Source organism: Geodermatophilus siccatus (assembly GCF_900103785.1).
Lineage (GTDB): Bacteria > Actinomycetota > Actinomycetes > Mycobacteriales > Geodermatophilaceae > Geodermatophilus > Geodermatophilus siccatus.
The window spans coordinates 151,356-176,529 of sequence record NZ_FNHE01000002.1; the positions used below are offsets into that span (position 1 = coordinate 151,356).

The following is a 25,174-nucleotide window of genomic DNA, read 5'->3' on the forward strand; positions in this document are numbered from 1 at the left end:
CGGCGTGCCGCACCCCTACCCGATCCGCGAGATCGCCCGCCAGGCCGGCCTGTCCGAGGCGACCGTCGACCGCGTCCTCAACCGGCGCGGCGGGGTGCGGCAGAGCACCGTGCAGGAGGTGCACCGCGCCATCGCCGACCTGGACCGGCAGCGCTCGCAGGTGCGGCTGACCGGGCGGACGTTCTTCCTCGACCTGGTGGTCGACGCGCCCGACCGGTTCTCCGCCGCGGTGCGGGCGGCCCTGGAGTCGCAGCTGCCGCTGGTCCGGCCGGCGACGTTCCGGGCGCGGTTCCACCTGGCCGACGCCCCTCCGGTTCCCGAGCTGGCGGCCACGCTCGACGGGATCGCGCGGCGCGGGTCGCAGGGCGTCGTCCTGAAGGCCCCCGACTCCCCGCTGGTCGTCGGTGCGGTCGAGCGGCTGGCCGAGGCCGGGATCCCCGTGGTCACGCTGGTCACCGACCTGCCGACCAGCCGACGGGTCGCCTACGTCGGCCTGGACAACCGGGCGGCGGGTGCCACCGCGGCCTACCTGCTCGACCAGTGGCTGCCGGCGGACGCCGCCGTCCTCGTCACCCGAGGGACCGGCACCTTCCGCGGCGAGGACGACCGGGAGATGGGCTTCCGGGCGACCACCCGGTCGCTGCGCCCCGGGCGGCGACAGGTCGACCTCGTGGACGCCACCGGGGAGGACGACGTGCTGCGCGGGCTGGTCCGGGACGCCCTCGCCGCCGACCCGGGCATCGCCGGGGTCTACTCGATGTACGCCGCCGGCGGCAACGCCGCGACCGTCGGGGCCTTCGCCGACGCCGGGCGGGCCTGCCGCGCGTTCGTCGCCCACGACCTGGACGCCGAGAACCTCGCGCTGCTGCGGGCGGGGCGGCTGTCCGCGGTGCTGCACCACGACCTCGCCCTGGACCTGCGCCGCGCCTGCCACGTGGTCATGCAGGCCCACGGCGCGCTGCCGGGGACCCCGCGGTCCTGGCACTCCGGTGTCCAGGTGGTCACGCCGTACAACGTCCCCGTCGAGGTCCTGAGGGCCTCTTGAGGGTCCCCGGTCGTTGACCTGCACATCGCGGAGCCCGCAACCTGGACCGGCGCGGACCGGACGGGGCGCAGCGGAGTCGAGGAGGGCGTCGTGGGGCTGGACGTCGGGGTCATCGGGGTCGGCATGATCGGCCAGGAGCACGTCCGCCGGCTCGACGGCGGCCCCGGGGGCAGCCGGGTCGTGGCGGTGGCCGACGCGGACGCCGAGCGCGCCGCGACCGTGGCCGCGCAGCTGCCGGCCGCCAAGGCGCTGCCCAGCGGCGAGGAGCTGATCGCCTCGGACGCGGTCGACGCCGTCGTCGTCACCTCCTGGGGGCCGACGCACGAGCCGTACGTGCTCGCGGCCGTCGCCGCCGGCAAGCCGGTGTTCTGCGAGAAGCCGCTGGCTCCCACGCAGGAGGCCTGCCGGCGGATCGTGGCGGCGGAGGTCGCCGCCGGCCGCCGCCTGGTCCAGGTCGGCTTCAACCGCCGCTACGACCCCGCACACCGGGCCCTCAAGCGGGCCGTGGACGACGGCGCGATCGGCGCGCCGCTGCTCGTGCACTGCGCGCACCGCAACGCCTCGGTGCCGCCGCACTACACCCGCGACATGTCCATCGCCGACACCGCGATCCACGAGATCGACGAGATGCGCTGGCTGCTCGGGACCGAGATCGCCGCCGTGCGGGTCCTGACCCCGCGCAGGAGCAGCCGCGGCGGCGCGCTGCAGGACCCGCTGCTGGTGCTGTTCGAGATGGCCGACGGCGTCCTCGTCGACGTCGAGGTGTCGGTCAACGTCCACTACGGCTACGAGATCCGCTGCGAGGTGTCCGGGGAGACCGGCACCGTCGAGCTGGCCGAGCCCGCGCCGGTGACCATCCGCCGCGAGGGCACGGTCGCCGGGCTCGTCCCGGGCGACTGGCGGGAGCGCTTCGCCCTCTCCTACGACGTCGAGCTGCGCGAGTGGGTCGACGCCGTCGCCGGCGGGCGGCCGCCGCAGGGACCCAGCGCCTGGGACGGCCACGTCGCGCAGGTCGTCTCCGACGCGGCGCTGCAGTCCCTGCACACCGGGAGCCGCGTGGCGGTGGAGCTCCCCGAGCAGCCGGCCCTGTACCGGTGACGACGGACGCCACCGGGCCGCTGCGGATCGGGGTGCTCGGCGCCGCGCGCATCGCCGAGCGGGCCATCGCCGTCCCCGCCCGGGCCACCGGCAACCGGCTGGTCGTGATCGCCGCCCGGGACCGCGCCCGGGCCGAGGAGTTCGCCCGCACGCACGGCGTCGAGCGCGTGCTGCCCTCGTACGCGGACGTCCTCGCCGACCCGGAGGTGGAGGTCGTCTACGACCCGCTGCCCAACGCGCTGCACGGCCCGTGGAACCTCGCCGCGATCGAGGCCGGCAAGCATGTGCTGTCCGAGAAGCCGTTCGCCGCCAACGCGGCGGAGGCCGCCGAGGTCCGCGACGCCGCCCGGCGCGCGGGCGTCACGGTGATGGAGGGCTTCCACCACTCCTACCACCCGGTGATGCGCCGGCTGCTGGAGCTGGTGGACGCCGGCGAGCTGGGCGACGTCGTCTCCGTCGAGGCCACCATCGCCATGCTCCCGCCGGACGACGGCGACCCGCGCTGGTCGCTCGAGCTCGCCGGCGGCGCGCTCATGGACCTCGGCTGCTACGGCCTGCACGCCCTGCGCAGCCTGGCGCCCTGGACCGGCGGGGAGCCGGAGCCGGACGCCGCGCGGGCCGGCGAGCGCGGCGGGGCCCCGGGCGTCGACGAGTGGCTCGACGCCGACCTGCACTTCCCGTCCGGCGCGACCGCGACGGTGCGCTGCAGCATGGTGCACCCGGAGCGGGACTTCTCGCTGCGCGTCGTCGGCACCCGTGGGGAGGCGACCGCGCCGGCGTTCGTCGAGCCCCACCGGGACGACCGCGTGCTGGTCCGCACCCCCGCCGGCGGACGCACCGAGCACCTGGGCACCCGGTCGTCGTACACCTACCAGCTGGAGGCGTTCGCGGCCGCGGTCCGCAGCGGGACCCCGGTCGCCACCGGTCCGGACGACGCGGTCGCGACCATGACGCTGATCGACCGGTGCTACCGGCTCGCCGGGCTGCCGCCCCGGCCCCGCGCGGCGGTCGAGCCGCACCGGGCCGGGGCCTGACCGGCGCTACAGCTCGTCGGCCGCGGCGCGCAGGTTCTCCGCGGCGAGGGCGAGGCCTTCCAGGCGGTCGTACGCGGCGTCCTCGTGCTCGATGTTGACCGCCATGTCCGGGTCGACCTCGGCCAGCGCGCGGAGGAAGTCGGTCCACCATTCCACGTCGTGGCCCACGCCGACGGCCACGAACCGCCACGCCGGGTCCTCCGGCCAGGCGCTGCACCAGGAGCCGTAGCCGGTGGGGACCCTGCCCGGGGCGTCGGCGGGCACCCGCGTGAACGAGGTGTCGAGCACGCCGCGGATGCCGACGCCCGGGGTGATGGCCGCGTCCTTCGCCGCGGCGTGGAACACCAGCGGGCCGAGGTCGCGGATGCAGGCGACGGCGTCCATGCCCTGCCACATCAGGTGCGACGGGTCCATCTCGGCTCCGACGTTGGTCGCGCCGACGGTGTCGACCAGCCGGCGCAGCGTGACCGGGGAGAACACCAGGTTGTGCGGGTGCATCTCGATGGCGACCCGGACGTCGTGGGCGCGGGCGAGGGCGTCGATCCCCGTCCAGAACTCGGCGGCCACGCCCCACTGGTAGTCCAGGACGTCCAGGTAGACGCCGTCCCACGGGTTGACGACCCAGGACGGGTACCTGGCGTCGGGGTCGGAGCCGGGCGTGCCCGACATCGTCACGACGTCCCTGACGCCCAGGAGCCCGGCCAGCTCGATGGTGCGGCGCAGGTCGTCGGCGTGCTTGGGGCCGACGCCGGGCAGCGGGTTGAGCGGGTTGCCGTTGCAGTTCAGCCCGGTCAGCTCCATCCCGCGCGACGCGAACGCCTCCAGGTAGTCCCGGCGGGCCTGCTCGGAGGCGAGCAGCAGATCGACGTGGCAGTGCGGGGAGGGGATGAAGCCGCCGGTGTTGACCTCCACCGCGGTCAGGCCGTCGGCCTGCAGCACGTCGAGGGCCTCGGCCAGCGGACGGTCGTGCAGGCAGGCGGTGTAGGCGCCCAGCTTGAGGGACATCGGGGACGGGCCTCCGGTCAGTGGGTCGGGAGGGCGGTGGGGACCTGGACGGCGGCGCCGCCGGACTGCACGACGGCCCGGAGGCCCCCACCGAGGACGGTGTCCACCTGGCGGTACCCGGCGGCGGAGCTGCGGCCGGCCGTCTCGGGGCCGACCACCGCCACGGACAGGGGCTGCTGGGACGTGGCCGTCCTCCCGGGACACGGGGCGCGACGGGCGGGGGATCCCCGCCGGCGTGGCACGCTGCGCGCGGTGGTCGGCTCGCCCGACGGCGCTTGAAGCGCTTTAATGAGGCGTCGATCACAGCAGCGGACCGTGGTGGTGTCAAGGGAGCGGGGTGGTCCGACCTGAGCAGCGAGGAGCAGGTGCGTCGTCCCCGGCTGCAGGACGTCGCCACCGAGGCGGGGGTCTCGCCGGCGACGGTGTCCCTCGTGCTGCGCGGCTCCCCGGGGCCGAGCAGCGGGACCCGTGAGCGCGTGCTGGACGCCGCCGCGCGGCTGGGGTACCGGCCCGACCGCGCCGCGAGCCTGCTGGCCCGCAGGCGCAGCCGGCTGATCGGCGTCGTGATGGACGTCCGCAGCACGTTCCACGCCCAACTGGTCGAGGACGTCCACGAGGCGGCCGAGGAGCACGGGTACGACCTGGTCCTGAGCACGGTCACCCGCACCCGGGACGAGGGACGGGCGGTGGAGACGCTGCTCGACTCGCGATGCGAGGCCCTGGTCCTGCTGGGGCCGAACGCGCCCGCCGCCCGGCTGAGCGCGCTGGCCCGGCAGCTGCCGGTGGTCGCTGTCGGGCGCCCGGTGTCGGCCGACGGCGTCGACGTCGTCCGGGCTGCCGACGACGAGGGTGTGGCGCAGGCCGTGGAGCACCTGGCCGGCCTCGGGCACCGGCGCATCGCCCACGTCGACGGCGGTCGCGGACCGATCGCCACCGCGCGGCGGCGCGGCTACGAGCGGGCCATGCGCCGCCGGGGACTGGGGGAGCACCTGCAGGTCGTGGGCGGGGACCCGGGGGAGGAGTCGGGCGCCCGCGCGGCGCGCACCCTGCTCGGGTCGGACGTCCGCCCGACGGCGGTGGTCGCCTACAACGACGCCTCCGCGGTGGGCCTGCTCGACGCCCTGCTGCGCCGCGGGGTCGACGTGCCGGGGGAGGTCTCCGTCGTCGGCTACGACGACAGCCCGCTCTCCCGGCTGGCCCACATCGACCTGACCACCGTCAGCCAGGACTCCGCGCAGCTGACCCGGCTGGCGGTCGCGGCGGTGGTCGAGCGGCTGGACGAGGGCCGCACGGAGCAGCGCGAGGTGGTCGTCCCCCCGCACCTGGTCGTCCGGGGGACGACGGGTCCGCCGACCTCGTCCTGACGGCCTCTTGACGGTGACGCGCGCCACCCGTCACCCTGGCGTTTGAAGCGCTTCAAAGCGTCCGGCGCGCCGGCGCCGTCGCGCCGTCCTGGCCACCTCACGCGACCGCGGAGACCGACATGACCACCGCCCCGACCGCGATGGAGTACGACCCCTTCAGCCCGGAGTTCCAGGCCGACCCGTACCCCGTGTACCGGTGGATGCGGGAGGAGGCGCCGGTCTTCTACAGCGAGAAGTGGAACTGGTGGGCGCTGTCCCGGTTCGAGGACGTCCGGGCTGCCGCCACCGATCCGGACACCTTCCTCAGCTACGAGGGCATCGACATCGACGACACCGCCAAGGACCAGAGCGGCCCCGGGTTCCTGCCCGACATCGACAACCCCCGCCACGACCAGGTGCGTGCGGTCATCCAGCCGCACTTCCTGCCGCGTCGCATCGCCGAGAAGGAGGGAGCCGTCCGCGACGTCGTCCGCCGGCTCGTGGCGCGATGGCGGGACCGGGGCGCGGTCGACCTCGCCCAGGAGCTGGCCTGGCCGATGCCCAACGAGGTCTTCTTCACCGTGCTCGGGCTGCCGAGTGCGGAGGAGGAGGGCCGTGCACAGCTCGACCGCTGGGTGCACGAGCTCAAGGACCGCCGTCCCGACGACCCCCGGCTCACCCCGGTCGCCCGGGCCGCCACCGAGGGCATCCAGCGCTACTTCGTCGACCTGCTCGAGGACCGGCGCGCGCACCCGCGGGACGACGTCGTCAGCGCCCTCGTGCGGGCGGAGATCGACGGCCGGCCGTTCGCCGACGAACACCTCACGCCGGCGTCGGAGATCCTCGGCCTGATGATGGTGCTCTTCCTCGGCGGGGTGGAGAGCACCGCGGGGCTGACCGGCTCCCTGTTCAAGCTGCTCGCCGAGAACCCCGACCAGCGGGAGCTGCTCCACCGGGACCCGTCGCTGATCCCGGACGCCGTCGAGGAGACCATCCGCCACTCGAGCCCGCTGCAGCTGGTCGGCCGGACCACCTCCCGGGAGGTCACCCTGCACGGGGTGACCATCCCCGAGGGCGGCCGGGTGGTGCTGGTCTACGGCGCGGCCAACCGCGACGAGCGCCAGTTCCCCGACCCCGACCGCTTCGACGTGACCCGGGGGCGGATGCGGCACCTCGGCTTCGGGGAGGGCCGGCACGGGTGCCTCGGCGCTCCGCTCGCCCGGCTCGAGGCCAAGGTCGCCCTGGAGGAGGCGCTCCCGGTGCTGGGCGACTACACGCTGGCCGGGTCGCCGAGGCGCTACAAGACCACGCCGAACATGTACGTCTGGGACCGCCTGCCGCTGTCCTTCGCGGTCTCCACGGAGGCCCGGCGGGGGAACGGCCACCCGGCGCACGTGGAGACCGTGCAGCACCGGACGACGTCGGTGACGGTGGTGGCCAGCGAGTTCGAGGCCGACGTCCGCGTCGAGGACAAGCGCCGGGTGGCCGACGGAGTGGTCACCCTGGCGCTGCGGCGGCTCGACGACACCCCCCTGCCGCCGTGGGAGCCGGGCGCGCACGTCGACCTGCTGCTCGACGACCCCGCGCTGGAGGGGGCCCCCACCCGGCAGTACTCGCTGTGCGGGGACCCGGCCGACCACCACGTGTGGCGGGTGGGCGTCCTGCGGGAGCCGGAGAGCCGGGGCACCTCCTCCCACGTCCACGAGCGGCTGCGGCCCGGGGACGTGGTGCGGGTGCGCGGGCCGCGCAACAACTTCCCGCTGGTCGACTCGCCCCGCTACCTGTTCATCGCCGGCGGCATCGGCATCACGCCGATCCTGCCGATGATCCGCGCCGCGGAGGCCGCCGGCGCGGACTGGCGGCTCGTCTACGGCGGCCGACAGCGGGCCTCGATGGCCTTCCTCGACGAGCTGGCGGAGCACGGCGACCGGGTGACCGTCTGCCCGCAGGACGAGACCGGGTTGCTCGACCTCGACGGGCTGCTGGGCACGCCGCAGGCGGGCACCCGCGTGTACTGCTGCGGCCCGGAGCCGCTGCTGGCCGCCGTCGAGCAGCGGTGCGCCGCCTGGCCGGCCGGTGCGTTGCACGTCGAGCGGTTCGCGGCCAGGCCGTTGACCGAGCCGGTGCGGTCGGAGGCGTTCGAGGTCGTCCTCGAGCGGAGCGAGCTGACCCTCACCGTGCCGCCGGATCGCTCGATCCTGTCGGTCGTCGAGGAGGCCGGGATCGGGGTGCTGTCCTCCTGCACGGAGGGCACGTGCGGCACCTGCGAGACCGCCGTCCTCGCAGGCAGGCCCGACCACCGGGACTCGGTCCTCAGCGACGAGGAGAGGGAGGCGAACGACTGCATGATGATCTGCGTCTCCCGCGCCCGGGACGACCGCCTGGTCCTGGACCTGTAGTCGGCCCCCTCACCGCCCGGCGCGGCCGTCTCCGCGGGAACGGCCGCTCCAGCGAGGCGGGGCGGTGGTGCTCCGGACGACGAGCCGGGGCGGGACCACGAGCTCACGCTGCTCGACGGGGACCCCGTCCAGCCGGTCGAGGGCCCGCCGCACGGCCAGCGCGGTCAGCCGCTCGACGTCCTGGGCGACGGAGGTGAGGTCGACCGACGACAGCCGGGCGATCCGGCTGTCGTCGTACCCGACCACGCTGACGTCCCCGGGCACGGTGCGCCCCGCCCGGCGGAGGACGTCGAGCAGGCCCAGGGCGCACCGGTCGTTGAAGACCGTGACCGCACCGGGCAGGGGCCCGGCCAGGAGGGTGCGCGCCGCGGCGGCGCCGTCGTCCTCGGTGAGCCCGCCGGGCAGGACGCGTGGGGTGAGGCCGTGCCGGCGGACTGCCTCGCGGTAGCCCCGCCGACGCTCGGCGGCGCCCGGTGCCCGACCGCCGTCGACGTGCACCACGTCACAGTGGCCGAGCCCGACCAGGTGGTCCAGCGCCAGGTGCATGCCCTCGTCGTCGGCGGTCCGGACGACGTCGACCGCGGCGGACCGCACGGACCGGGCGACGACCACCACGGGCAGGCGGGTGGCGAGGCCGCTCAGGTGCGCGGTGGGCGACGAGGGCCCGAGCAGCACCAGCGCCTCGCAGCGGTCCCGCAGCAGGCTGTCGACCGCTCGCTGCTCGCCGCGTCCCGGCGTGACGGCGCTCAGCGCCAGCTCGTACCCGGCCTGTTCCGCGGCGTCGTACAACCCGGCCAGCAGGTCGCCGTGGAAGGCGTGCTGGACCCCGAAGACGACCCCGAGCAGCCGGCTGCGGGAGCTGCGGAGCAGGCGGGCGCGGGCGTCGGGCCGGTAGCCGAGCTCGTCCGCGGCGCGCCGCACCCGCTCGCGGGTCGCGACGCTGGCCCCGGGCACGTCGCGCATGACGATCGACACGAGGGCGGTGGAGACGCCGGCCCGGGCGGCGACGTCGGCCAGGGTCGGCCTCCGGTCGGGTCCGGCAGGGGGCACCCGGCCAGCCTAGCGTCGGACACAGTAGAACGTTCTAGAGACATCCCCTTGACGGAGGAGGCGCCGGACGTCAGGCTGAGGCGGTCTAGAACGTTCTAGGGCTGGGAGATCGCGATGGGGACCGTGGCGACGAACGGGACCGTGGGGGTGGCCCTGATCGGGTCGGGGCGGATGGGCGCCTTCCACGCGGAGACGCTCGCCCTGCGGCTGCCGCACGCGCGGCTGGCCGCCGTGGCCGACCCCGCGCCGGGTGCCGCCGAGCGGCTGACCGGTGCGCTCGGTGCCGGCCGGGCGTACACCGACGTGGCCCAGCTGTGGGACGACCCGGACGTCGACGCGGTCGTCATCGCCGCGCCGGCCCGGTCGCACGCCGACCTGGTGGTGGCCGCCGCGGGCGCCGGGCGGCACGTCTTCTGTGAGAAGCCGATGGCGGTCACCCTCCCGGACGCCGACCGCGCGATCGACGCGGCCCGCGCCGCAGGCGTGGTCCTGCAGGTCGGGTTCAACCGCCGGTTCGCCGCCGACTGGCGGGGCGCCCGCGCGCTGCTGGACGCCGGCACGCTGGGCACCCCGCGGCTGCTGCGTTCGCTGACCCGCGACCCCGGCGGCTTCGACCCCGCGCGCGTGCTGCCGGACACGATCTTCCTCGAGACGCTCATCCACGACTTCGACACCCTGCGCTTCCTGCACCCGGGCGCCGAGGCGGTCGAGGTGTACGCCGTGGCCGACGCGCTGGTCGAACCGGGCTGGCGGGACCGCGGCCTGCTGGACACCGCGGTGGTCACGGTCCGCTTCGACGACGGCGCGACGGCGGTGGCCGAGGCGTGCTTCGAGGCGTCCTACGGCTACGACGTCCGCGGCGAGGTCCTCGGCTCCGGCGGGATGGCGACCATGGGTGACGGGCGGCGCACCGGACTGGCCTTCTCCGGGCCCGCCGGCCGGCTGGTCGAGACGGTCCGGGGCGACCAGGAGCTGTTCCCCGGCGCGTACACCGCCGAGCTGGGCGCCTTCGTCGAGGCCGTCCGCGCCGGTGCCCCGGCCCCGGTGACCGGGGAGGACGCCCGCGCGGCGCTGGCCATCGCGCTGGCAGCCGCGGAGTCGGTGCGCTCCGGCCGCCCGGTGCGGATCGACGAGGTGGAGAAGTGACGGCGTACCGCCTGGCCGCGTCGGCGGAGATGCTCTTCCTCGACCTGCCGTTCGCCGAGCGGGTGCGGCGGATCGCCGACCTCGGCTTCGAGGTGGAGATCTGGGACTGGACGGCGAAGGACGTCGACGGGCTGGCCGCCAGCGGCGCGACGTTCTCCTCGATGACCGGCTACGTCACCGGCACCCTGGCCGACCCCGACGGCGCCGCGGAGCTGCTGCGCACGGCCGAGCAGTCCCTCGCCGTCGCCGAGCGGCTGGACTGCCCGCGGCTGAACGTGCACGGGACCGGGCTCGACGGCCGGGGCCTGCCCGTCGTCCCCGCCGAGGTGGTGACCCCGGCGATGTGGCTCGCCGCCGCCCGCACGCTGGAGCGGCTGGCCGCGCTGGGGGAGCGGGCCGGGCGGGTCTTCACCCTGGAGAACCTCAACACCGCCGTCGACCACCCGGGCACGCCGTTCGCCCGCGCCGCCGACACGATCGCGTTGGTGGAGGCGGTGGGCAGCCCGCACCTGCGGCTCAACCTCGACCTGTACCACGCCCAGATCGGCGAGGGGAACCTGATCGAGCTGGTGCAGCGGGCGCTGCCGCTGGCTGGGGAGGTCCAGGTGGCCGACGTCCCCGGCCGGTGCGAGCCGGGCACGGGGGAGATCTCCCACCCGGCGATCGCCGCCGCCCTGGCGCGGCTCGGCTACGACGGCGTCGTCGCCCTGGAGGGCTGGGCGTCGGGCGACCCGGTCGCGGCGTTGGAGGGCTTCCGCGCCGCCTACGCCCCGGCCGCCTGACCCCGGCGCCCCGCTGCCCGGGTCAGGCGCTGCCGGCCTCCCGCGGGGTGCTGGGGATGGCCTCCTCTGCAGCTGGCGCAGGAGGAGCGGCCGGAGGCGTGTCCCGGGGCAGGATCGCCGGCGGTCGCACCGGGCCGGTGCGGTCGGCGGCGACGTCCTGCCGCGCCGTGTCGAGGGCGATGATCCGGTTGCCGCGGTTGTGGGACAGCCACAGCGCGCGGGCCCAGGTGTAGATGGCGCCGAGCCGGTTGCCCCAGCCCACCAGGTACATCACGTGGATGAAGACCCACATGACGTAGGCCAGGAAGCCGGTCACCTTCACCCCGAAGGCGTCCGCGACCGCCGAGCGGTAGCCGATCGTGGCCATGGTGCCCTTGTCGAAGTACCGGAACGGCGGCGTCTGGCGGCCGGTGAGACGGTCCTTGATGACCCGGGCGACGTACTTGCCCTCCTGGATGGCCGGCTGGGCCACCCCGGGCAGCTTGTCCAGCGACGCCATGTCGCCGATGGCGAAGACCTCGGGATGTCCCGGCACGGTGCAGTCGGGACCCACCGGGATCCGGCCGGCCCGGTCGGTCTCGACGCCGGCCTCGTCGGCGAGCACCCGGGCCAGCGGCGAGGCCTGGACCCCGGCGGCCCAGATGCGGGTGCGCGTCCGGATCGTCTCGAGCCCGTCCGGTCCCTTGACCGTGATGGACTCGTGGTCCATGTCGACGGCCAGGGTGTTCAGCCGTACCTCCACCCCCATCTCCTCCAGGCGCTTCTTGGTGTACGCCTGGAGCTTGGGCGCGAAGGGGGGTAGGACGGCCCCGGCCCCCTCCAGCAGGATGATCCGGGCCTGGCGGGTGTCCACGGAGCGGTAGTCCCGGGGCAGGACCGTGTGGGCCAGCTCCGCGATCTGCCCGACGAGCTCGACGCCCGTCGGCCCGGCCCCGACCACCACGAACGTCAACCACTCCGCCCGCTCGGCGGGGTCGGTGGCGATCTCGGCCATCTCGAACTTGGCCAGGATCCCGTCGCGCAGGTACCGGGCGTCCTCGATGGTCTTCATGCCCGGGGCGTACTCGGCCAGCTGGTCCTTGCCGAAGTAGGAGTGCGTCGCCCCGGCCGCGACGACGAGGGTGTCGTACGGCAGGTCGAGCTCCCGCCCGTCCGGTGCCCGGGCGCTGACCACCCGGCGGTCCAGGTCGAGGTCCTGCACGTCCGCGAGCAGCACGCGGGCGTTGCGCTCCCGCTTGGTCACGCTGCGCAGCGCCGGCGCGATGAGTCCGGGGGGCAGGATGCCCGTCGCCACCTGGTACAGCAGCGGCTGGAAGAGGTGGTGGTTGGCCCGGTCCACCAGCGTCACGTCGACGTCGGCGCGGTCGAGGGCGCGGGTGGCGTTGAGCCCGGCGAAGCCGCCCCCCACGACGACGACCCGGTGCCTGCCGGTCGTGTGTGCTCCCATGGCGCCACCCCCTGGTGCCGGGCCGCTGAGGGGCTCGGGCCCCTCCTCGGCCGCCGGCTCGTCGTGTCCCGCGGTGGACCCCGGCGGGTGTGTCCCGCGGCGGCGGACCGGCCCGGAGTCTAGGGCGTCGGCCCCCTGGTCAGCACCCGGCGACGACCGGCGCCGCCCGCGCGGGCGGACTGGGCGGTCCGGATCACCTCTCGACTAAGTCTTAATGTCCTGACATAGTCGTGGTGACATTCGCCACGCCGGCTCGCCTGCCACCCACGGAGGGTCCGCCATGCCGCTCGTCCGCATCGACGTCGTCGAGGGTCGCCGCACCCCCGACGAGCTCCGCCTCCTGGCCGACACGGTCCAGGAGGTGATGCTCGACGTGTTCGCCGCACCGCCCGGAGACCGGTACCAGGTGATCACCGAGCACCGCCCCGGGCAGCTGATCTGCGAGGACACCGGCCTGGGCATCGAGCGCACCGACGACCTCGTCGTCCTGCAGGTCTTCCAGCAGGGGCGCTCGGAGGACCAGAAGCGGGCGCTCTACGCCGGGCTGGCGCGACGGCTGGAGGAGGCCGCCGGCCTGCGATCCAACGACCTCATCGTCTCCGTCGCCTCGAACACCCGAGAGGACTGGTCCTTCGGCCTGGGGCGCGCCCAGTTCCTCGAGGGCGACCTCTGAAGAAGGACCCCGTCCACCCACCCTCCGCACGCTCAGGGTGGGACCCGGGACGGGGCCGCCCGTCCTCCGTCCCGCTCGTCCACGTCCCCAGGAGGGAGCACGTGTCCGCACCCGCGCCGTCGAGCGCGCCGACGTCCGGTGCCGTCCCGGTGGCCGGCGCGGGATCAGCCGACGTCCTCCCGGGACAGCGCCCCGGCCCCCTGACCGGCCGGCGACCGGCGGGCGATGCGCAGCCGCTGTCCCGCCGTCACGGCGGCACGCCGCGCCCGGGAGGGGTCGGCGGCCCGCCGCGCCGGCGACCGGTCGACCGCCGCGAACTCCTCCACCATCCGGTCGATGGTCGCCAGCAGGGTCGAGTTGAGCTCCCAGAGACCCGAGTGGCTGCGCGGGTCCCCGATGAGCAGGTCCTGCATCAGCGCCCGGCCACTGCGCAGCGCCTCGAGCGCCCCGGCCAGCCGGTCCGGTCCGGCGTCGTCGTGGGCCCCGTCGTCGTGGGCCCCGTCGTCGTGGGCCCCGTCGTCGTCCCGGGCCTCCGTGACCAGCACGCGACCGAACTCGCGGACCACGTTGCCCATGCGTTCGAGGAGGCTCGCCACGGTGCGGCGGACGATGTCGGCGTACCCGGGGTCCTCCTCGACGCCGGTCCGTTCCCGCGTGGCGTCGTCGATCGCCCGGAACAGGGTGCGCAGCGACACGGAGGCGTGCTCGAGGGCGTCCAGGCCGGTCCGCGTCCCCCCGCCCACCGGCGGGACCCGCAGTGCGCGGACGTTGAGCCGGCGGCTCTCCTCGGCGTGGGCCAGCGCCCGGTCGACCCGCGGGGCGTGCCGGTTGAGCCGGCGGGCGTCCTCCAGCCAGCGGGTCGACTGCTCCGGCGTCACGGGGCCGGCGCGCAGGGTCGAGGCCGCGTCGTGCAGGAGGCAGGCGATCTCGTCGGCGAACCTCTCCAGCGCCTGCGTGGCGTACCGGGTCTGCACCGCCGGCGGGAAGACCACGTTGACCAGCACGCCGACGGCCGCCCCGATGAGCGTCTCGACCACGCGGCCGGCACCGACGGACTCCGCGCCCGACGCGCCGAGCACCAGCATGGCGCTGATCGGGACCTCCACCAGGTGCGGACCCAGGCGGAGCAGCTGACCGACCAGGATCGACGCCGCGACCAGCGCCGCCAGGCTCCACCAGGTGAGCCCGACGACGGCGGCGAACAGCACCGCCAGGGCCACCCCGGACACGACGCTCAGCACCCGCTGGACACCGTTGACCAGGGTGCTGCTCAGCGTGGCCTGCACCACCAGCAGTGCGGTGAGCGCGGCGATCAGGGGCGGCGGGGTGTGCAGCCCGGCCGCCTGTGCGACGAGGAAGGCGGCGACCGTCGCCCCCGTCATGCGGGCCGCACGGAAGGCGGCCGTGCGGCCCCGTCCGCGGACCAGGCGGACCAGTGCGGCGGCGCGACCTCGGACGGGTCGCCCGACCCGTCGGCGCCAGGGAGTCACCGGTCCATCCTCGGTGGTGCTGGGGGCTGCGGCGCACCGGCTCGCCGCGGGGGAACCGCGCCGCACGGGCAGCCGGGGGCCGGGCCGTGACCGCCCCGGGACCGCGCCGCGGGGCGCCGGACCGGCGGGCCTGGATCCTGACCACGCTGCAGACCGTCGGCTTCCTGTCCGTCGCCGACCTGGCCCGGCAGCTCAGGGTCTCCCAGATGACGATCCGGCGGGACCTGCACGACCTGCAGGCGACCGGCCGGGTGCGGCTGGTCCACGGCGGGGCCAGCCTCGCTCCGCGGGAACTGCGGCGGGCCGCGTTCCCGGAGGCCGAGCACACCGAGGACCAGGAGCGGGTCGCGCAGCACGCCGCCGGCCTGGTCGGCAGCCGGGACACCGTCGCCGTCGACGCCGGCCCGATGGGCGTGGCGATCGCCCGGGCCCTGCCGGGGTCCTTCACCGGCTGCGTGATCACCCACTCGATGCCCGCGCTGGCGTTCCTCACCCGGGAGCGCGCGGGGCGGGTGGTCGCGCTGGGCGGCGAGTACCTCCCGGCGCGGTCGGCCTTCCTGGGGCCGACGACGGAGGCCGCGCTCGCCCAGCTGCGGGCGCGGACCTTCTTCGTGTCGCCGGCCGCCGTCGACTCCCGCGGCCTGTACGCGCAGTCGCCGGCGGAGGCCAGCGTGCAGCGCCGGCTCATGGACATCGCCGACGAGGTCGTCCTCGTCGTCACCCGCGAGGTGTTCGAGACCTCCGCGCCGGCACTCACCGGGGCGCTGGACCGGCTGACGGCGGTGGTCTGCGACCGCCGGCCACCCGCCGGGCTCGACGCCGCGCTGGGACGGCTGGGGGTGGTCGCTCATGTCGTCGGCGCCTGAGCGCTCGGGTCCGGCCAGCACTCGTCGCCGGGTCCTCTTCCGGCGTCGCGCGCCCTGAACCGGGATGTGCGACATGCACCCGCGAATGTGCGATCCCGAACACGCACGCGTCTTGCAACCCGCCATTCTGCCCGCTTAGCGTCGCCGATCGAAGAACGGCGGGAGCTGGGCGTGCCACCGCTCTGTCAGTCATTCCGCATCCCAGGCCGTACCCGGCCTGATCCCGAGAAGAGGCGCCAATGTCGGCGATGCACTCCTCCCACGGCGGCCACTCCGGCGGGACGTCCGCCGGTGCGCAGCGCTCACCTGCGAACAACCGCTTCCTCATCAAGCTGACCGTCATCTCCACGCTCGGCGGCCTGCTGTTCGGCTACGACACCGGGGTCATCTCCGGTGCCCTCCTGTACATGGGCGAGGACCTGAACCTCACCCCGCTCAGCGAGGCGGTCGTGGTCAGCTCCCTGCTGTTCCCGGGGGCTGCGTTCGGCGCCCTCCTCGGCGGCAAGCTCGCCGACGCCCTCGGCCGCAAGGGCAGCCTGCTGGTCTGCGCGGGGCTGTTCCTGTTCGGTGCCCTGATCTGCGCGATCGCGCCCAACGTGGTGGTCATGACCATCGGCCGGATCCTGCTCGGCTTCGGCGTCGGCGCCGCCGCGGTGACCTGCCCGCTCTACCTGGCCGAGATGGCACCCGTCGACCGGCGCGGGCGAATGGTGACGATCAACGAGCTGATGATCGTGACCGGCCAGTTCCTCGCCTTCGCCATGAACGCGCTGCTGGACGCGGTCATCCAGGACCCGCACGTCTGGCGGTGGATGCTCGGCGTCGCCACCATCCCCGCGGTGGCCCTGTTCGTCGGGATGTTCTTCCTCCCGGACTCGCCCCGCTGGTACGCCGTGCGCGGGCGGCTCGACCAGAGCCGGCGCGTCCTCGAGCTCGGCCGTGCCCCGGCGGAGGCGGCCGAGGAGTACACCATCATCGCCTCGCACGCCCAGCGCGACGTCAGCGAGGACAAGGGCGCGGCCATGCGCGACCTGCGGGCCTACCCGTGGATGCGCCGGATCCTGTGGATCGGCTGCGGCCTGGCCACCATCCAGCAGGCGACCGGCATCAACACGGTGAACTACTACGCACCGACCATCCTCGAGTCGACCGGCCTGGGGGCGAGCGCATCGCTGATCCTGACCATCACCGTCGGGGTCGTGGCGATCATCGGGACCGTCCTGGGCATCGTCCTCATCGGGCGGCACAACCGCCGACCCCTGCTGCTCACCGGGTTCACCGGGGTCGCGGCCGGGCACGCCGTCCTCGCCCTGTCGTTCCTGCTCCCCGAGTCGGCGTTCCGGAGCTACCTGATCCTGGCGGCGATGCTGCTGGTCGTCTTCTTCGTGCAGACGTTCATCGGCACGCTGGTGTGGCTGCTGCTCTCGGAGATCTTCCCGATGACGATCCGGGGCTTCGCGATGGGGATCGCGGTGTTCGTGCTCTGGACGGTGAACGCGGCGATCTCCTTCGCTTTCCCGCCGCTGGTCGCCGCGCTGGGCGCGACCCCGACCTTCGGGCTCTTCGCGCTGATCAACGTCGGTTCGTGGCTCTTCGCCAGGAAGTTCGCCCCCGAGACCCGCGGCCGCACGCTCGAGGAGCTCGAGGACGACTTCCGGACGCACGACGCCGCGCACCTCGTCCACGAGGCCCCGGCCGGCGTCCGGGGCGGCTGAGCACCCCGGCCCCACAGGCGCCCGCCACCCCCGGTCCTCCCCGGGGGTGGCGGGCGCCGGCGCGTCCGGGGCCGGTCGGACCACCCGGGGGAAGGGGCGGACGACGAGCCGCTCCTCCACCGACCGGCCGTCGAGCACCAGCCGCGCGCGCCGGACGCCGGAGCTCTGCGGCGGCGTGACCGGGTCGCCGGCCACCGTCCGCCGGAAGGCCTCCCTGGCCTCCTCGGGCGTCGGGTGGGCCTCCTACTGCGGCGGGCCCAGGGGCTCGACGCGGTGCGGGTGCCGGGCGTCGTCCGGGGACGGCACCGGCGCCTCCGGGACGACGGCGGACAGCCGTGGCCGTCCCAGGGACGCACGTGCCGGTGCGCCGGACGCCGAGCCGGTCGCAGGTGCCGGTGGCCGGCTCGGCCCCCAGCACCTCCGGCTCCCGGCACTGCTCGAGGACCGGGTGCAGATGCAGGCCGAGCTCCACCCGGGGGTGGGACCGCTGGTCCGCCACGGCCCTCCCCCCAGACACGACCACGGCGCGGTGACCACCCCGGAGGCCCGGACGGTGGTCACCGCGCCGTGATCGCGGTGCGGTGTGTGGACTAGGCGTTCTGCGGGAAGCCGAGGTTCAGGCCGCCGTGGCTGGGGTCGAGCCAGCGGCTGGTGATGACCTTGCCCCGGGTGAAGAAGTGCACGCCCTCGGCCCCGTGGGCGTGCGTGTCGCCGAAGAGGCTGTTCTTCCAGCCGCCGAAGGAGTAGTAGGCCATCGGCACCGGGATCGGCACGTTGATGCCGATCATCCCGACCTGCACCTCGTGCTGGAACCGCCGGGCGGCGCCGCCGTCGTTGGTGAAGATGGCGGTGCCGTTGCCGTACTCGTTGCGGTTGATCAGCTCGACGGCGTGCTCGTAGGTGTCCACCCGCAGCACCGACAGCACCGGGCCGAAGATCTCGTCGGTGTAGACGCTCATGCCCGGTTCGACGTGGTCGACCAGGGTCGGGCCGAGCCAGAACCCGTCCTCGGCGCCGTCGGGGGTCACCTCGCGGCCGTCGACGACGAGCTTGGCGCCCTCCTTCTCGCCGGCCTCGACGTAGGACTCGACCCGGTCGCGGTGCCGCTTGCTGATCAGCGGGCCCATGTCGCAGCCCTTGCGACCGTCGCCGGTGCGCAGGGTGTGGGTCCGCTCGGCGATGCGCGCGACCAGGTCGTCGCCCACCCCGCCGACGGCGACCACCGCGCTGATCGCCATGCACCGCTCGCCGGCCGAGCCGAACCCGGAGTTCACGGCCGCGTCGGCGGCGAGGTCCAGGTCGGCGTCGGGCAGCACGACCATGTGGTTCTTCGCCCCGCCCAGGGCCTGCACCCGCTTGCCGTGCCGGGTGCCGGTCTCGTAGACGTACTGGGCGATCGCGGTGGACCCGACGAAGGACACCGACTGGATGTCGGGGTGCTCCAGCAGCCGGTCGACGGCGACCTTGTCGCCCTGCACGACGTTGAAGACGCCGTCGGGCAGCCCGGCCTCCTTCCACAGCTCCGCCATCCACAGCGACGCCGAGGGGTCCTGCTCGCTGGGCTTGAGGACGACGGTGTTGCCGGTGGCGATCGCGATGGGGAAGAACCACATCGGCACCATCGCCGGGAAGTTGAACGGGCTGATGATCGCGACCGGGCCGAGCGGCTGGCGCACCGAGTGCACGTCGACGTTGGTCGAGGCGTTCTCGGTGAACCCGCCGCGGACCAGCGAGGGCACGCCGCAGGCGTACTCCACGACCTCCTGGCCGCGGGAGACCTCGCCGAGGGCGTCGTCGAGGACCTTGCCGTGCTCGGCGGTGATGATCGCGGCCAGCTCGGGCTTGCGGGCGTTGAGCAGCTCGCGGAAGCGGAACAGCACCGCGGTGCGCTTGGCCAGCGAGGTGTCGCGCCAGCCCGGGAAGGCGGCCGAGGCGGCGGCGACCGCGGCGTCGACCTCCTCGACGCTGGCCAGCGCGACCGCGCCGGTGACCTCGCCGGTCGCCGAGTCGGTCACCTCGCCGGTGCGGCCACTGGCGCCCTCGCGGCGGGCGCCCTCGATCCAGTGCGGGATGTGCGTGGGCATGGTGGGCCTCTCTCAGGGGGCGGTGTCGTCGGGCAGCGGGGTCTGCGGGAAGTTCGGCCGGGAGGTGCCGGCGTCGGGTCCGGCCGCGTCGGCGTCGGGGAGCGTCCCGGCGGGGAAGTGCTTGCCGACCAGCCGGCGGATCGCGTCGAGCATGCGGATGCCGGACTCGCGGGCCTGGTCGTCCCAGCCGAAGACGCAGGTGGTCAGGACGCCGTCGAAGCCGATCCCCGCCAGCGCGGCGAAGGCCTCGTCGGCGTCCACGTCGCCGCGCCCGAGCTCCATGTGCTGGTGGACGCGGGTGGTGTTGCCCGGCGGGTTGGTGATGTAGCGCAGCCCGTCGGAGGCTCGGTGGTCCATCGAGTCGGCCACGTGCACGTGGGTGAGCAGCTCGCCGGCGTTCGCGATGATCCCGGCCGCGTCGTCGCCCTGGTGGAACGTGTGCGGCATGCAGTACAGGAAGGACACGCACGGGGAGTCGATGCCGCGGATCATGTCGAGCGCCGGGAGGCCGAGCTCGATGAAGTCGTCCGGGTGGGGTTCGAGCGCGAGCCTGACGCCCTCCCGCTCGAAGACCGGCAGCAGCTCCTCCATCGACCGCCAGAACATCGCCTCGGCGAGCTCCGGTGCCTCGGGGCGGCCGTTGAACTCGGAGTTCATCGTGTCCACGCCGAGTTCGACGCAGATCTCGATCGCCCGCTTCCAGTAGCGGACGGCGGCCTGGCGCTCCACCTCGCCGGGGCCCGACCAGCGCATGACCGGCAGCAGCGAGGTGACGCCCACGCCGGCGTCTGCCAGCCGGGACCGGAACGCCCGGACGGTGGCGGTGTCCACCCGCGGGTGCTTGAAGAACGGGATGAAGTCTTCGCGGGGCGAGAGCTCGATCCACTCGTAGCCCATGCCGGCGACGACGTCGGGCAGCTCCAGCAGGGGGACGGTGCGCAGCATCTGCGGGTCGAGGGCGATCCTCATGACTGCGTGCCCCCCCGCGCCTCCAGCCGGACCTCGGTGCGCCGGCCGGAGCGCAGCGCCTCCACGCCGGCGGCGCACACCGCCTGGGCGGCGTACCCGTCCCACGCGCCCGGGCCGTCGACCTCGCCGCGGCGGGCGGCGTCCACCCAGCGCTGCAGCTCGATGTCGTAGGCCCGGCCGAAGCGCTGCCGGAAGTCCGGGGCGATGCCGGTCGACCGGGTCGCCCCCGCCTGCCCGCCGGACGTGCGCACCAGCCCGGCGTCCAGGCCGATCATCGCGCTGCCGTCCTCGCCGACCACCTCGGTGCGCACCTCGTAGCCGACGCCGGTGCTGACGAAGCACTCGACGTCGACCATCCGGCCACCGGTGGTCTCGAACAGCACCAGCAGCGGGTCGGACTGGCCCTCGACGGCGCGGCGGGTCGCCCGCGGCCGCAGCACGGTCACCGCGGCGATCTCCTCGTCGAGCAGGAACCGGGCGACGTCGACCTCGTGCACCACCGAGTCGTTGACCATCATCTCGCTGGTGAAGTGCGGCGGGACGGCGGCGTTGCGGTGGGCGCAGTGCGCGACCAGCGGCTCCCCGAGACCGCCCGCGTCGATGAGCGCCTTGAGCTCCGCGTACTCGGGGTCGAAGCGGCGCATGAAGCCGACCTGGACCAGCCGGCGGCCGGTGCGGGCGGTGTACTCGTCCTCGGCCCGCACCAGGGCCAGGGAGCTGGCGGCCTCCATGGTCAGCGGCTTCTCGCACAGCACCGGCTTGCCCCGCTCGATGCAGGCGAGCACCTGCTCCTCGTGGAACTGGCCGGGGGTGGCGATCAGGACGGCGTCGACGTCGTCGTCGGCGATGGCGGCCAGCGGGTCGCCGATCACCCGGCAGCCGGGCACGGTGGCGGCCACCTGCTCGGCCTTCTCGGTGAAGGCGTCGCTGACCGCGACGACCTGGGCGCCGGAGATCCGGCTGTAGAGGCGGGCGACGTGGTCGGCGCCCATCATCCCGACGCCCAGGACGGCGACCCGCAGCTCGCGGGCGGGGACGTCGGCGAGGTCCGGGAGCGCCCCGGCGCGGGTCTCTGCGGTGGTCACGCCCGGTCCTCCTGGGGGGTGGCGGTCTTGGGGGCGCCGATCTGCAGCGACGGGAAGCCGCAGCTGCCGATGTAGCGGTGGGTGCGCTGGGCGATGGGGAAGGGCACGTCCGGCGGGCACGGGTACAGGTCGTGCTCGACGATCGCGAAGACGTCGAGCCCGTGCGCCTCGATCGCCTCGAACAGCGGCGGATAGGCCGGGACGCCGTTCGGCGGCTCGGTCATCGCGCCCATCGGCACCGCGGCCGCCCAGGTGATGTCCTCGGCCAGGACGCGGTCGATGACGGCCGGGTCGACCTGCTTGAGGTGCAGGTAGCCGATCCGCTCGGGGTACTTGTCGATCAGCTCGAGGTTGTCGCCGCGGTAGTAGCTGACGTGCCCGGTGTCCAGGCACAGCGGCACGTACTGCGGGTCGGTGTCGGCCAGGAACCGCTCGATGTCGCGCTGCCACCCCACGTGCGTCTCCGCGTGCGGGTGGAAGGCGATCGACAGGCCGTACTCCTCCTGCACCGCCCTGCCCAGCTGGGTCACCCCCGTCGTCTTCGCCTCCCACTGCTCGGGGGTGAGGTCGCGGGACTCGACGTCGGCGCCGGTCTTCTGGTCGCGGAAGGTGTCGGGGATGACCACCACGTGGGTGCCGCCCATGGCCTGGGTCAGCGCGGCGACGTCCTTGACCTGGCTCCACACCGCGTCCCAGGAGTCGGGGCGGTGCAGGTGCTCGAACACGGTGCCGGCGGACACCTGCAGGCCCCGGGCGGCCAGCTCGTCGGACAGCCGTGCTGCGTCGGTGGGCAGGTAGCCGTAGGGACCCAGCTCGATCCACTCGTAGCCGCAGGCGCTGACCTCGTCGAGGAAGCGCTGCCACGGCACCTGGGCCGGGTCGTCGGGGAACCAGACGCCCCAGGAGTCGGGTGCCGACCCGACCCGGATCCGGCTGCGGCTGGACTGCCGGCTGGTCTGGTCGGCAGCCGCGGCGTTCTGCACGGTCATCTCTTCTCTCTTCCGGAGGGGGCGGGCGGATCAGGACGGGGAGGTGCCGCGCTCGGACGGCGCGAGGTAGGCGGGCCGCTGGACGGCCTTCCAGCGGTCGTAGACCGCGCGGGCGTCCTGGGTGCTCTGCAGCGTGGAGACCTCGCCGACCGGCACGTCCCACCAGGACTCGCTGGAGGGGGCGTCGACCAGCGGGTCGGTCTCGACGTGCACGACCGTCGTCCGGTCGCTGGCCTTGGCCTTGCGCAGCGCGGCCTCGAAGCTCGGCCCGTCCTGGGCGACGAGCACGTCGACGCCCAGGCTGGCGGCGTTGGCGGCGAGGTCGACGGGCAGCACGTCGCCGTCGAGCCGTCCGGACGCCGAGCGGTAGCGGTAGCGGGTGCCGAAGCGCTGGGACCCGAGCTGCTCGGACAGCGCGCCGATCGAGGCGAAGCCGTGGTTCTGCACCAGGACGACGACGATCTTGACGCCCTCCTGGACGGCGGTGACCAGCTCGGTCGGCATCATCAGGTAGGAGCCGTCGCCGATCATCACGAAGACGTCGCGGTCGGGGCTGGCCATCCGGATGCCGATGCCGCCGGGGATCTCGTAGCCCATGCACGAGTAGCCGTACTCGACGTGGTAGCCCTTGCGGTCGCGGACCCGCCACATCTTGTGCAGGTCGCCGGGCATCGACCCGGCGGCGCAGACGACGACGTCCCGCGGGGCGGAGACCTCGTTGACGATGCCGATGACCTCGTTCTGCGTGAGCCGGCCGCCCTCGCCGGCGCTGGGCACCTCCGGGTGGTAGGCGGCCTCGACGGTGGCCTCCCACGCGGCGGCGAGCTCCGCGGCGCGGGTGCGGTACGCGTCGTCGACCGACCAGCCGGCCAGCGCGTCGGTGAGCGCGGTCAGCGTCTCCCGGGCGTCGGCCTGGATGCCGACGCCGGCGTGCTTGACGGCGTCCAGGGCGGCGACGTTGACGTTGACGAACCGCACCCCGGGGTCGTTGAAGGCGGTGTGCGAGGCGGTGGTGAAGTCCTGGTAGCGGGTGCCGATCCCGATGACGACGTCGGCCTCGCGGGCCAGGGCGTTGGCCGCCGTCGTCCCGGTGGAGCCGATGGCGCCCACCGACTGCGGGTGGTCGTAGGGCAGGGCGCCCTTGCCGGCCTGGGTCTGCCCGACCGGGATGCCGGTGGCGCTGACGAACGCGTCGAGGGCCTCGGTGGCCTGCGAGTAGATGACCCCGCCGCCGGCCACGATCAGCGGCCGGCGGGCCGAGCGGATGACGTCGACCGCGCGCTGCAGGGCGGCCGGCTCCGGCAGCGGCCGGCCCACGTGCCAGGTGCGCTCGGCGAACAGCTCGACCGGCCAGTCGAACGCCTCGGCCTGCACGTCCTGCGGGAAGCAGAGGGTGACCGCGCCGGTCTCGGCCGGGTCGGTGAGCACCCGCATCGCGCCGAGCAGCGCGCCGGGCAGCTGCTCGGGCCGCCAGATGCGGTCGAAGTAGCGCGACACCGGCCGGAAGGCGTCGTTGACGGTCACGTCGCCGCTGTCGGGCCGCTCCAGCTCCTGCAGCAGCGGGCCGGCCGAGCGGGTCGCGAAGGTGTCGGCCGGCAGCAGCAGCACCGGCAGCCGGTTGATGGTCGCCAGCGCGGCGCCGGTGAGCATGTTGGTCGAGCCGGGGCCGACGCTCGTGGAGACCGCCCAGGTCTGCAGCCGGTCCCTGGCCCGGGCGTAGGCGACGGCGGTGTGCACGACGGCCTGCTCGTTGCGGCCCAGCACGTAGGGGAGGGCGCCGGGCTCGTCGATCTCGGCCTGCAGCAGCGCCTGGCCCAGCCCGGCGACGTTGCCGTGGCCGAAGATGCCGAAGCAGCCGGCGAACAGCCGCTGCCGCTGCCCGTCGCGCTCGGTGTGCTGCTGCGCCAGGAAGCGGACGACGGCCTGGGAGACGGTCAGCCGCACGGTCTCGGTGCGTGCCGGGGGTGGGTACTCGCTCACGGTCGGGGGGCTCCGTTCTCGTCGGTGCCGGCGGGGGAGTGCAGGGGGAGGCGGGGGTCGACCGGCTCGTCGGCCCAGGTGCCGCGGATCCAGGTGTGCGCGGGGTCGTCGACGATCCGCCAGGCGCGCTCGTCCCCGGGGCCGGCCATGACGTTGAGGTAGTAGAGGTCGTGACCCGGGGCGGCGATCGAGGGACCGTGCCAGCCGTGGGGGATGAGCACCACGTCGCGGTCGCGCACCTCGGCCAGCACGTCGATGGGCCGCTCGGGGGTCCCGTAGACCCGCTGGTAGGCCAGGCCCGGCTGGCCCTGCGGTCCGGCGGCGACCTCGAAGTAGTAGATCTCCTCGAGCTCGCTCTCCACGTCGGAGGTCTCGTCGTGCTTGTGCGGCGGGTACGACGACCAGTTGCCGCCGGGGGTGATGACCTCGCAGGCGATGATCGCGTCCGCCTCGAAGACGTCGGCGGTGGCGAAGTTGTTCACCTGGCGGCTGCACCGGCCGGCGCCGCGCAGCTCCACCGGCACGTCCGCGGCGGGGCCGTAGCGGACCGGCAGCCGCCGGCCGGCGCGGGCGCCGCACAGGGCGAACCGCCCCCCGTCGCGGCTGGACAGGGTCGCGGTGACCCCGAGGGGGAGGTAGGCGAAGTCGGTCGGCCCGGCGAAGACGCCGCTGCGCCCGACGAGGGTGAGCACCTCGCCGTCGCACTCCACGGTCAGGCCGCCCTCCAGCGGGACGACGACGACCTCGTCGGGGCCGGTGTCCAGGTCGTGGCTGCCGCCGGCGGGCAGCTCGAGCACCCGGAGGCTCGAGTGCCCCCACCCGGCGGACTCCGGGGTCACCTCGAGGGCGTACGGGCCCGCAGCGGCGGTACCGGCGGGCAGGTGCTGCGACGCCGTGGTCGCGGTCATCAGCTGCTCCTGGTGAGAGGCGCGGGCGGCCCTCCTGCAGGGCCCCGCCGCGGGCGGGCGAGCGGT

At 74.6% G+C, this 25,174-nt stretch carries 21 protein-coding genes; 10 read left to right on the forward strand and 11 right to left on the reverse strand.

The annotated features are described in order from the left end of the window. The first annotated feature begins 4 nt into the window (after window positions 1-4). The 3 genes from BLS21_RS04010 to BLS21_RS04020 all read left to right on the forward strand — a co-directional run bounded on the left by BLS21_RS04010 (window position 5) and on the right by BLS21_RS04020 (window position 3,177). Window positions 5-1,045, forward strand: a complete 1,041-nt coding sequence (locus BLS21_RS04010) for a LacI family DNA-binding transcriptional regulator (protein WP_091214158.1) — start codon at window positions 5-7, stop codon at window positions 1,043-1,045. 90 nt (window positions 1,046-1,135) lie between these two features. Beyond that, window positions 1,136-2,143, forward strand: coding sequence for a Gfo/Idh/MocA family oxidoreductase (locus BLS21_RS04015; RefSeq protein ID WP_091214160.1), 1,008 nt, complete (start codon window positions 1,136-1,138; stop codon window positions 2,141-2,143). Continuing rightward, window positions 2,140-3,177 carry a Gfo/Idh/MocA family protein gene (locus BLS21_RS04020; protein ID WP_091214162.1) on the forward strand — a complete coding sequence of 346 codons (1,038 nt, stop codon included), beginning with the start codon at window positions 2,140-2,142 and terminating at the stop codon, window positions 3,175-3,177. Before BLS21_RS04015 ends, BLS21_RS04020 begins: the two co-directional genes overlap by 4 nt. Before the next feature lie 6 nt (window positions 3,178-3,183). On the opposite strand, the gene BLS21_RS04025 is transcribed toward BLS21_RS04020, so the two are convergent. Continuing rightward, a complete protein-coding gene (locus tag BLS21_RS04025; protein ID WP_091214164.1) occupies window positions 3,184-4,182 on the reverse strand; it encodes a sugar phosphate isomerase/epimerase family protein in 999 nt (332 codons plus the stop codon). A 17-nt stretch (window positions 4,183-4,199) separates the two neighbouring features. Then, window positions 4,200-4,346: a hypothetical protein gene (locus BLS21_RS04030; RefSeq protein WP_175479392.1), complete on the reverse strand. Its 147-nt coding sequence runs from the start codon at window positions 4,344-4,346 to the stop codon at window positions 4,200-4,202. A gap of 201 nt (window positions 4,347-4,547) precedes the next feature. On the opposite strand from BLS21_RS04030, the gene BLS21_RS04035 reads away from it, so the two are divergent. Together BLS21_RS04035 and BLS21_RS04040 are read left to right on the forward strand one after the other, a co-directional pair. Then, window positions 4,548-5,546 carry a LacI family DNA-binding transcriptional regulator gene (locus BLS21_RS04035; RefSeq protein ID WP_245700042.1) on the forward strand — a complete coding sequence of 333 codons (999 nt, stop codon included), beginning with the start codon at window positions 4,548-4,550 and terminating at the stop codon, window positions 5,544-5,546. Window positions 5,547-5,665: 119 nt separating this feature from the next. Further along, window positions 5,666-7,924 carry a cytochrome P450 gene (locus tag BLS21_RS04040; protein ID WP_091214168.1) on the forward strand — a complete coding sequence of 753 codons (2,259 nt, stop codon included), beginning with the start codon at window positions 5,666-5,668 and terminating at the stop codon, window positions 7,922-7,924. Between the two features lie 9 nt (window positions 7,925-7,933). Here BLS21_RS04040 and BLS21_RS04045 read toward each other — a convergent pair whose 3' ends face one another. Continuing rightward, a complete protein-coding gene (locus tag BLS21_RS04045) occupies window positions 7,934-8,974 on the reverse strand; it encodes a LacI family DNA-binding transcriptional regulator (RefSeq protein WP_091214170.1) in 1,041 nt (346 codons plus the stop codon). A 123-nt stretch (window positions 8,975-9,097) separates the two neighbouring features. Between BLS21_RS04045 and BLS21_RS04050 the strand changes: the two genes are divergently transcribed. Both BLS21_RS04050 and BLS21_RS04055 read left to right on the forward strand, forming a co-directional pair. Then, on the forward strand, window positions 9,098-10,120 hold the full coding sequence (locus BLS21_RS04050; protein WP_091215085.1) for a Gfo/Idh/MocA family oxidoreductase: 1,023 nt from the start codon (window positions 9,098-9,100) through the stop codon (window positions 10,118-10,120). Next, window positions 10,117-10,902 carry a TIM barrel protein gene (locus tag BLS21_RS04055; protein WP_091214172.1) on the forward strand — a complete coding sequence of 262 codons (786 nt, stop codon included), beginning with the start codon at window positions 10,117-10,119 and terminating at the stop codon, window positions 10,900-10,902. Before BLS21_RS04050 ends, BLS21_RS04055 begins: the two co-directional genes overlap by 4 nt. 22 nt (window positions 10,903-10,924) lie before the next feature. Here the strand turns inward: BLS21_RS04055 and BLS21_RS04060 are convergent, their stop codons facing one another. Further along, window positions 10,925-12,349 carry an NAD(P)/FAD-dependent oxidoreductase gene (locus BLS21_RS04060; RefSeq protein WP_091214174.1) on the reverse strand — a complete coding sequence of 475 codons (1,425 nt, stop codon included), beginning with the start codon at window positions 12,347-12,349 and terminating at the stop codon, window positions 10,925-10,927. Window positions 12,350-12,629: 280 nt separating this feature from the next. Here BLS21_RS04060 and BLS21_RS04065 point away from each other — a divergent pair, with 280 nt between their 5' ends. Beyond that, on the forward strand, window positions 12,630-13,022 hold the full coding sequence (locus BLS21_RS04065) for a tautomerase family protein (protein WP_091214178.1): 393 nt from the start codon (window positions 12,630-12,632) through the stop codon (window positions 13,020-13,022). A 164-nt stretch (window positions 13,023-13,186) separates the two neighbouring features. Here the strand turns inward: BLS21_RS04065 and BLS21_RS04070 are convergent, their stop codons facing one another. Then, window positions 13,187-14,404 (reverse strand): FUSC family protein, encoded by a 1,218-nt coding sequence (locus BLS21_RS04070; RefSeq protein WP_091214179.1) that lies wholly within the window; start codon window positions 14,402-14,404, stop codon window positions 13,187-13,189. Between the two features lie 194 nt (window positions 14,405-14,598). Between BLS21_RS04070 and BLS21_RS04075 the strand changes: the two genes are divergently transcribed. Continuing rightward, window positions 14,599-15,378: a DeoR/GlpR family DNA-binding transcription regulator gene (locus tag BLS21_RS04075; protein ID WP_175479409.1), complete on the forward strand. Its 780-nt coding sequence runs from the start codon at window positions 14,599-14,601 to the stop codon at window positions 15,376-15,378. Window positions 15,379-15,626: 248 nt separating this feature from the next. Next, on the forward strand, window positions 15,627-17,093 hold the full coding sequence (locus BLS21_RS04080) for a sugar porter family MFS transporter (RefSeq protein ID WP_245700043.1): 1,467 nt from the start codon (window positions 15,627-15,629) through the stop codon (window positions 17,091-17,093). 590 nt (window positions 17,094-17,683) lie between these two features. Here BLS21_RS04080 and BLS21_RS04090 read toward each other — a convergent pair. The 6 genes from BLS21_RS04090 to iolB are packed head-to-tail and all read right to left on the reverse strand — an operon-like array spanning window position 17,684 to window position 25,108. After that, entirely contained in the window at window positions 17,684-19,177 is a 1,494-nt protein-coding gene (locus BLS21_RS04090) for a CoA-acylating methylmalonate-semialdehyde dehydrogenase (protein WP_091214190.1), read from the reverse strand. A gap of 12 nt (window positions 19,178-19,189) precedes the next feature. Next, on the reverse strand, window positions 19,190-20,146 hold the full coding sequence (locus BLS21_RS04095) for a sugar phosphate isomerase/epimerase family protein (RefSeq protein WP_091214193.1): 957 nt from the start codon (window positions 20,144-20,146) through the stop codon (window positions 19,190-19,192). Continuing rightward, complete coding sequence (locus BLS21_RS04100; protein ID WP_091214195.1) at window positions 20,143-21,231, reverse strand: Gfo/Idh/MocA family protein; 1,089 nt, start codon at window positions 21,229-21,231, stop codon at window positions 20,143-20,145. The genes BLS21_RS04095 and BLS21_RS04100 overlap by 4 nt, the downstream gene beginning before the upstream one ends. Then, window positions 21,228-22,220 carry a sugar phosphate isomerase/epimerase family protein gene (locus tag BLS21_RS04105; RefSeq protein ID WP_091214198.1) on the reverse strand — a complete coding sequence of 331 codons (993 nt, stop codon included), beginning with the start codon at window positions 22,218-22,220 and terminating at the stop codon, window positions 21,228-21,230. Before BLS21_RS04105 ends, BLS21_RS04100 begins: the two co-directional genes overlap by 4 nt. A gap of 30 nt (window positions 22,221-22,250) precedes the next feature. Continuing rightward, window positions 22,251-24,200 carry a 3D-(3,5/4)-trihydroxycyclohexane-1,2-dione acylhydrolase (decyclizing) gene (gene iolD / locus BLS21_RS04110; protein ID WP_091214202.1) on the reverse strand — a complete coding sequence of 650 codons (1,950 nt, stop codon included), beginning with the start codon at window positions 24,198-24,200 and terminating at the stop codon, window positions 22,251-22,253. Beyond that, window positions 24,197-25,108, reverse strand: coding sequence for a 5-deoxy-glucuronate isomerase (gene iolB, locus BLS21_RS04115; RefSeq protein ID WP_091214204.1), 912 nt, complete (start codon window positions 25,106-25,108; stop codon window positions 24,197-24,199). Before iolB ends, iolD begins: the two co-directional genes overlap by 4 nt. Between the last annotated feature and the right edge of the window lie 66 nt (window positions 25,109-25,174).